Source organism: Escherichia sp. WS1152 (assembly GCF_046487665.1).
GTDB classification, from domain to species: Bacteria; Pseudomonadota; Gammaproteobacteria; order Enterobacterales; family Enterobacteriaceae; genus Escherichia; species Escherichia coli.
In genome coordinates this window covers 1-4,129 of sequence record NZ_JBJQJA010000048.1, presented here as the reverse complement: position 1 = coordinate 4,129, position 4,129 = coordinate 1, and the positions used below count along the sequence as shown (strand labels likewise).

Annotated in this window: 7 protein-coding genes and 1 pseudogene; 1 reads left to right on the top strand and 7 read right to left on the bottom strand. The window is 53.3% G+C overall.

Going from position 1 to position 4,129, the window contains the following annotated elements; translation table 11 throughout:
* The 3 genes and pseudogenes from ACJHW7_RS25175 to ACJHW7_RS25165 form a co-directional block, all read right to left on the bottom strand.
* On the bottom strand, nt 1-101 hold a 101-nt coding region (locus ACJHW7_RS25175), incomplete at its 3' end, for an MbeB family mobilization protein (RefSeq protein ID WP_410233593.1).
* A pseudogene (gene mbeA / locus ACJHW7_RS25170) lies at nt 61-807 on the bottom strand (plasmid mobilization relaxase MbeA); the annotation flags it as partial. The gene ACJHW7_RS25175 and the pseudogene mbeA, both read right to left, overlap by 41 nt.
* Nucleotides 797-1,120, bottom strand: coding sequence for a MobC family plasmid mobilization relaxosome protein (locus ACJHW7_RS25165; protein ID WP_024191642.1), 324 nt, complete (start codon nt 1,118-1,120; stop codon nt 797-799). The pseudogene mbeA and the gene ACJHW7_RS25165, both read right to left, overlap by 11 nt.
* Before the next feature lie 647 nt (nt 1,121-1,767).
* Between ACJHW7_RS25165 and ACJHW7_RS25160 the strand changes: the two genes are divergently transcribed.
* Nucleotides 1,768-1,881, top strand: a complete 114-nt coding sequence (locus tag ACJHW7_RS25160; RefSeq protein ID WP_072035093.1) for a replication initiation protein — start codon at nt 1,768-1,770, stop codon at nt 1,879-1,881.
* Nucleotides 1,882-2,309: 428 nt separating this feature from the next.
* Here the strand turns inward: ACJHW7_RS25160 and ACJHW7_RS25155 are convergent, their stop codons facing one another.
* From ACJHW7_RS25155 to ACJHW7_RS25140, 4 genes are all read right to left on the bottom strand, one after another.
* Entirely contained in the window at nt 2,310-2,522 is a 213-nt protein-coding gene (locus tag ACJHW7_RS25155) for a hypothetical protein (protein ID WP_034169353.1), read from the bottom strand.
* Between the two features lie 254 nt (nt 2,523-2,776).
* Nucleotides 2,777-3,304, bottom strand: a complete 528-nt coding sequence (locus ACJHW7_RS25150) for a hypothetical protein (protein ID WP_016246513.1) — start codon at nt 3,302-3,304, stop codon at nt 2,777-2,779.
* Nucleotides 3,305-3,432: 128 nt separating this feature from the next.
* Nucleotides 3,433-3,648, bottom strand: a complete 216-nt coding sequence (locus ACJHW7_RS25145; RefSeq protein ID WP_072048928.1) for an MbeD family mobilization/exclusion protein — start codon at nt 3,646-3,648, stop codon at nt 3,433-3,435.
* 3 nt (nt 3,649-3,651) lie between these two features.
* Nucleotides 3,652-4,129 (bottom strand): MbeB family mobilization protein (locus tag ACJHW7_RS25140; RefSeq protein ID WP_409405879.1); only part of this gene is annotated, 478 nt, incomplete at its 5' end.

The following is a 4,129-nucleotide window of genomic DNA, read 5'->3' as shown; positions in this document are numbered from 1 at the left end:
TCCGCTCTGACAGACTTCTCGTGCTCGCTGAATGCGGCTTTCAGCATCTCGCCGGTAGTCTGCTGCTGCGCTTTCGATTTCTGCTCTAAGTCCTTCGCCAGCGTTAAAAGACTGTTCATAGATGGCTCCCTTCAGTCGGATGTTTCGCCCCCCGTCAGGGTCGGCAATGCTGATGCTGCTTTTCGTGGTGCGCACCACCTCAAAACCCGCACTTTCCAGCGCCTCAGTGACGTCCTGACGGGTTTTCAGCTCCCCGGATGAGGCAAGGGAAAGTAGGCCGCGCGTAATCGCCTGGGCGGCTTCCTGCTTCGCTTCCGGCAGCGCGGACGGTGTAACCAGCGCCCGCCGGTTTTCCGGCGCGTTCGGGTCGTGCAGCCCCAGTCTGCCGTTCACTATGGTCTGCCAGGCATCAATGCGCGGACGGTCGGCGCGGTCGTAATACGGCTGGAGACGTCTGCCGGTCAGCAGCTCCGTGTTCGGGATCAGGAAGTTCAGCTCCAGCCGCCCTTTGTCCCGGTGCTCAACCCACAGTACGCTGTACTGGTCTTTATCGAGTCCGGGCATCAGAACCCGCTCAAAGCTCGCCATCAGCTTTTCACGCTGGCCGGGCGGCAAATCCTGTTCGGCAAAAGACAGCACGCCGGAGGTGTATTTCTTGGCGTAAGGCGAGGCGTCAATAAGCTCCCGCACTTCCTCCGGCTTACCCTGCAGAACGCTGGCGCCGTCGCGCTGCCGGTCTTTCCCCAGCAGATAATCCACCGGACCGCCGCCACCGCCGCGGCCTCTGGGATGAAACTTAACGATCATCGTCTGCCCCCTTTTCCAGCACGGCGTGCCGCAGCCGCTCGAGTCCGGCATCAATGGCCATCAGCACGGCGACAACCTGCACGCGATCGTGCCCAGTACCGCCACCGGCGTTAACCTGCCGGGCAATCTGGTTGAGGTTGTTACCCATGCCGGCAAGCTGACGAAGCAGCGCCGGCGAGATGGATGGAAGTTTGCCAGCACGCGAGGGCTTTTCGTCCAGGCATATCTGGCGCATCCAGGCCGCGAGTTGTTTACCCTCACAGCGCTCCAGAAGTCGGCGGTGCTCGTCTTCTGTCACCCACATAGTGAGCATTTTGTTGCGCTTTTCTGCCAAACCATCCTCCGGATAACACCGGTTCGGGCGGGAAATTTTTTCCTGTCCGGAGCGGTGTTGGGCAAGCCCGCAGGGCGCGGCAGTACTTTTCAGCGGGTTTCGGGGCGCAGCCCTGAACCAGTCACGTAGCGCTAGCGGAGTGTATACTGGCTTAACATGGTAAATCGGAGTGGGGATTCAGGAAAGTGCTTCATGTGGCAGGGAGAAAATGCTGCTGTGGGGCGTAAGTGCGAAATGCAGATCCCGGTGAAATGACGCCTCCTCGCTCACTCGGTCGCTGCGCTCCTGCCGTGAGACTGCGGCGGGCGTTGCCAGCTTACGAATGGCTGGATAAAGAGACTAAGCGGAAATCAATCAGAAAGGGCGGAAAAAGGATGCGGCGTTGCCGTTTTTCCATAGGCTCCGCCCCCCTGACAAGCATCACGAAATCTGACGCTCAAATCAGTGGTGGCGAAACCCGACAGGACTATAAAGATCCCAGGCGTTTCCCCCTGGTAGCTCCCTCGTGCGCTCTCCTGTTCCTGCCTTTCGGTTTACCGGTGTCATTCCGCTGTTATGGCCGCGTTTATCTAATTCCACGCCTGACACTCAGTTCCGGGTAGGCAGTTCGCTCCAAGCTGGACTGTATGCACGAACCCCCCGTTCAGTCCGACCGCTGCGCCTTATCCGGTAACTATCGACTTGAGTCCAACCCGGAAAGACACGACAAAACGCCACTGGCAGCAGCCACTGGTAACTGATTTAGAGGAGTTAGTCTTGAAGTTATGCGCCGGTTAAGGCTAAACTGAAAGGACAAGTTTTGGTGACTGTGCTCCTCCAAGCCAGTTACCTCGGTTCAAAGAGTTGCTGCTCTGAGAACCTTCGAAAAAACCGCCTTGCTGGGCGGTTTTTTCGTTTACAGTGCTAAGAGATTACGATTCTCCATGAATGATCTCAAGAAGATCCGTTTAAAAAAGCGGGTTTTATGGGGGGATAAAGTTCGTCTAGCCCAGTCACTTTGGATTACAGCTAGGTTTCGTAAGCCATGCAAGAATGCCTGTAACTAACAAAATAGGCCCTGCAACGTACGTAACATAGACTCCAACATACGACACTGTGAAACATATGAGTACGTATATAGACAGTGTTGTCCAAAAAATGACTGTTGTTTTACAGTGAATCCACTCTTTCATTTTTCAATAAACCCCACACCGTCTGGAGATCTTATTATCGTTTTGCCAGGATTAGCTTTCGCCCAAACCAAAGCATCTTGAAAAGAAGAGAATTTTTTTTTTGAATTTTTAGTTTTTCGGCGATCTTCTCGAAAATATTCGCTGTTATTCTCATCAATTATCCGATCAAAATCAGCACCAGCTCCAAAGGTACGCTCAAAATCCCCCATTTTCTGCCCCCATTAAATTTAATAAAAAAACAGATTTAAAATATCCAAAAGACACTCTTATTTACCATAACATCCCTTGTTCGCACCGCCGCAGACAGCCTCAGCACCGTTCTGCGCCATGAACCGCAAAAGAGCACCTCTTACCACGTAAAAACGCCGATAAATGCCCCCCGTAAGTTCTTACGGTATGCATAGTTATGCACGGAAATGAACTGACACTCTGTTCAATGGATTTTCATGCTGTAAGCAGTATTTTAGTCTTCTATGCCCCCTCGAAACACACCTGTTCTTGTGTAGATCTTTTCGACCCAAGATGGTCTTTTATCCGAGTTCATGCAGCCGTACAGGAACACACCTGTTTTGGGTTTATAGCTCCCCCCCTCCTGTGGCTGGTTATCTACAAATGAATAATCAATCTTTTCACCTTTGACTGAAGCACGCCCCCCAACATGAACTAAAGACCAGTGCTCATGCATCACATGGCTTTCAATCAATCCAAATGAAGAAAAACCCCATGAATCAAAAAAGACCTTGAGTCCGTCAGACGCACCAACAGGAGTAATGATTGCAAATTCAACCTGCTCACCAGTACCTTCAAGGTAAGAAGGTTTCTCGACGTTAATTACAGATGCCCCCTTCACCTGATAACCTTTACAGGTAAGATATAAGTCCCTCCCGGCTGACGGTTTTGTATATGTAACGTTGTCGTTATTCTCCGCAGCAGCGACTGTAAATGACATAGCCAAAACCACCGAGACTGAGCAAGCCCAGAAACATTTCATAACGCATCCCTTTTCATTGATTAACTACATTCCAAGCTCAAAACCTTTCTGCCGCTGCGATCGTTCCAGCTCCAGCGCTTTCTGGTGCTGCGCCGCGCGCTCCTGCTCCCGGTGCGCCTCGATGCCATTCAGCCTTGCGACAATCGGCGCAGCTGATCGCTCAAACTCTGCACCTGCCTGCTCAAGCCCGTGACGCGCTCGCTCAGCGCCGCGTTCTCCCGTTGCATAAGCCCAGACATCGTCCGCCATTCCGCGAAGGCGTTCTCCCACTCGTCCAGCCTTTTCGAGTAGTCCTGCTGTAGCTGCTCTAATGCGCTCAGCAACTGTTTTTCCAGTTCCGTCATGTGCTATTTCCCCGCCAGTATCATCCAGCTCGAATCCTCTCCGAATCTTCCCGCTTCCGGGTTCACCCTCACGCAGCGGCGTCTCTCCTCCCCGCAGGTCGTGAGCTGGACGCCGTTGTTCTTCTCTGAAAGCATGGCCTGCGTGCTCTTCTGTTCCTGGATGGTCGTGTAGTTGTCGAGTATCTGTTGCCCCTGCCACCACAGAATGCCCGCGCTCGAGGCGATCAGTAGCGCGGAGACCAGGACTATGGTCAGCCACGTCTGGCTGATCATACGCAGCATCCCTTTCGTGCGTTGGCTCATGGCTGAGGACAGCTTCCGGTCGTGGTCGAGGATGGCGGCGCTGATTCTCTTCTCGCTTTCGCTCAGTTCCGCTCTGACAGACTTCTCGTGCTCGCTGAATGCGGCTTTCAGCATCTCGCCGGTAGTCTGCTGCTGCGCTTTCGATTTCTGCTCTAAGTCCTTCGCCAGCGTTAAAAGA